At 73.8% G+C, this 2,506-nt stretch carries 2 protein-coding genes and 1 pseudogene; 2 read left to right on the top strand and 1 reads right to left on the bottom strand.

The genetic code is table 11. The features are described from left to right. Nucleotides 1–81 precede the first annotated feature (81 nt). Nucleotides 82–1,293, bottom strand: coding sequence for a low temperature requirement protein A (locus tag HUW36_RS30665; protein ID WP_174531277.1), 1,212 nt, complete (start codon nt 1,291–1,293; stop codon nt 82–84). A gap of 143 nt (nt 1,294–1,436) precedes the next feature. Here HUW36_RS30665 and HUW36_RS30670 point away from each other — a divergent pair, with 143 nt between their 5' ends. Continuing rightward, nucleotides 1,437–2,417 (top strand): LLM class F420-dependent oxidoreductase, encoded by a 981-nt coding sequence (locus HUW36_RS30670; RefSeq protein ID WP_174531278.1) that lies wholly within the window; start codon nt 1,437–1,439, stop codon nt 2,415–2,417. 1 nt (nt 2,418) lies between these two features. Further along, nucleotides 2,419–2,506, top strand: a pseudogene (locus HUW36_RS30675) (dehydrogenase); the annotation flags it as partial.

Raw genomic sequence — 2,506 nt, forward strand, 5'->3', positions numbered from 1 at the left:
AGACGGCATACGAGATCATGATGAGTGACTGGAGTTCAGACGTGTGCCTTCCGATCTCCGGACGAAGCGCGTGGGCGGTGCTCAGAACGGCGGTGCGGCGGCCTCCGGCGGGCGGCCCCAGGCGCGTCGGGCGTCGGCCACCGCAACGGCCGCCAGCACCACCACCGCGAGGGCCGAGGCGGCCAGCGGTGCGACGTGCAGCAGCAGCGGCACCGGCAGCAGCAACGCGGCGATCGCCACCAGCCGGGACGGGGAGACCCGGCCGAACACCTCGTACTCGAAGCGCGCCCGGCCGGCCAGGTAGAGCGCCGGACCGCCCAGGATCATGGCCAGCCAGGGCAGCTCGTTGTGCCCGGTGGGGTGCTCGACGACCAGCTCGTAGCCGATCGCGGTGGCGACCACGCCGACCACCATGACCAGGTGGGTGTCGGCGGCGGAGCGGCCGACGGTGGCCGGGTGGCGGGCGCCGGTGACCGCCTCGCCGAGGATCTGACCGGCCCGCTGCACGTAGATCCGCCACAGCAGGATCGAGGTGGCCAGCGCGAACGCGAACGCGGCTGTCGACGTCGCACCGATCGGCACCCGGGTGTAGGTGAGGCCGGCGACCAGGATCGTCTCACCGAGCGCGACCAGATAGAACTGCTGGTACCGCTCGGCCAGGTGCCCGCCGTGGATGTCCCACCGGGAGACGGTCGAGCGGCCCAGCCCCGGCACCGGCCAACCGAACCGGTTCCCGAGATACTCGATCACCAGTGCGACGCTCCACGACACCACCCGGGGGTCGGTGGGCAGGAGCGCGCCGACCAGCCAGAACACCCCGGCCACGCAGTACGTGATCAGCATGCGCAGCTTCAGTCGGCGGTACTGCAGCCGGCGCAGCACCATCAGCAGGATCGCCGAACGGGCGACGTGCGCGACCACGTACGCGATGGCGAACGCCAGCCCGGTCGAGGTGAACGCGCGGGGGATCGCCACCCCCATTACCATCGCCGACACCAGCGCGATGATCACGATGACCTGCAACCAGAGGTGGTACGGGTCGTAGCGGCTGGTGGTCCACGCGGTGCCCTGCCAGAGCATCCAGAGCGCGATCAGCAGCAGCAACGTCTTGCCGCCGCCGGTCACCGCCGACCAGTTCGGCGCTCCGCCCTCCAGCGCCAGGTCCTCGAACGCGCGGGCCGAGATCCGGGTCAGGGCGAAGACGTAGACCAGGTCGAAGAAGAGTTCCAGGAAGGTGGCTCTGTCCCCGTCGCCGTCGTCCGAGCGCAGCGCGGCGGGCTCGGCGATCCTCACCGCCGTCCTCCGCCCTCGTTCACGTCCACCCGGCAGTCGTAACACCCTCGCCCTGGGGCGCGGTGCGGATCGCTCGTTTCGCCCCTGATCTTGCTCCCGGCCGTGCCGGCGGGCACGATCGACAGGTGACGAACCGATGGGGCATGACCGTACCGCTGGGCGGCGTCCCGCTCGCCGACCACGCCGCCGTCTACGCGGCCCTCGACCGGGCCGGCTTCACCGACGTCTGGTCGTCGGAGGTGGCCGGGACGGACGCGTTCACCCCGCTGGCCCTCGCCGCCGCCTGGGCGCCCCGGCTGCGGCTCGGCACGGCGATCACCCCCGCCTTCACCCGGGGGCCGGGGCTGCTCGCGATGAGCGCCGCCGCCCTGGCCGAGGCCGCGCCGGGCCGGTTTGCACTCGGCATCGGCGCCTCCTCGCCGGTGGTGGTGCGGGACTGGAACGCGGTGGCGTACGACGAGCCGTTCAAGCGGACCCGGGACGTGCTGCGCTTCCTGCGGGCCGCGTTGCGCGGCGAGACCGTCGACGGGGCGTTCGACACGTTCGCGGTCCGGCGGTTCACCCTGGAGCGCCCGCCCGCCGTGCCGCCGCCGGTCCTGCTGGCCGCGCTGCGCCCCGGCATGCTGCGACTCGCCGCCGCCGAGGCCGACGGCGTGATCCTCAACTGGCTCGCCGCCGAGGACGTGCCGACCGCCGTCGCCGAGCTGGGCGAGCGTCGTCCCGGCTTCGAGGTCGCCGCGCGGATCTTCGTCTGCCCCACCGAGGACGCCGGGTACGCCCGCGCCCTGGGCCGCCGCCTGATCACCGGCTATCTCACCGTGCCCGCGTACGCCGCCTTCCACCGCTGGTTGGGTCGGCAGGAGACGCTGGGCCCGATGTGGCGGGCGTGGGAGGCGGGGGACCGCCGGGGCGCTGCCGCGGCGGTCCCGGACGAGGTGGTCGACGCGCTGGTGCTGCACGGCTCGCCCGAGCAGTGCGTGGCCGGCGCCCGCCGGTACGCCGCGCACGGTGTGGACGTGCCGGTGCTGGCGGTGCTGCCCACGCCGGAGACGACCGAGGGCGGCGCGGACGCCTGGGCCGGTCTGCTGCCCCGGCTCGGCACCGACGTGACGGAGGTGGCGTGAGATGAACCTGACCGACCGGGTGGTGGTGATCACCGGCGGGGCCGGCGGGATCGGCGCGGCGCTGGGCCGGCGCTTCGCCGCCGAGGGCG

It is taken from the genome of Micromonospora maritima (genome assembly GCF_902825405.1).
GTDB lineage: Bacteria > Actinomycetota > Actinomycetes > Mycobacteriales > Micromonosporaceae > Micromonospora > Micromonospora maritima.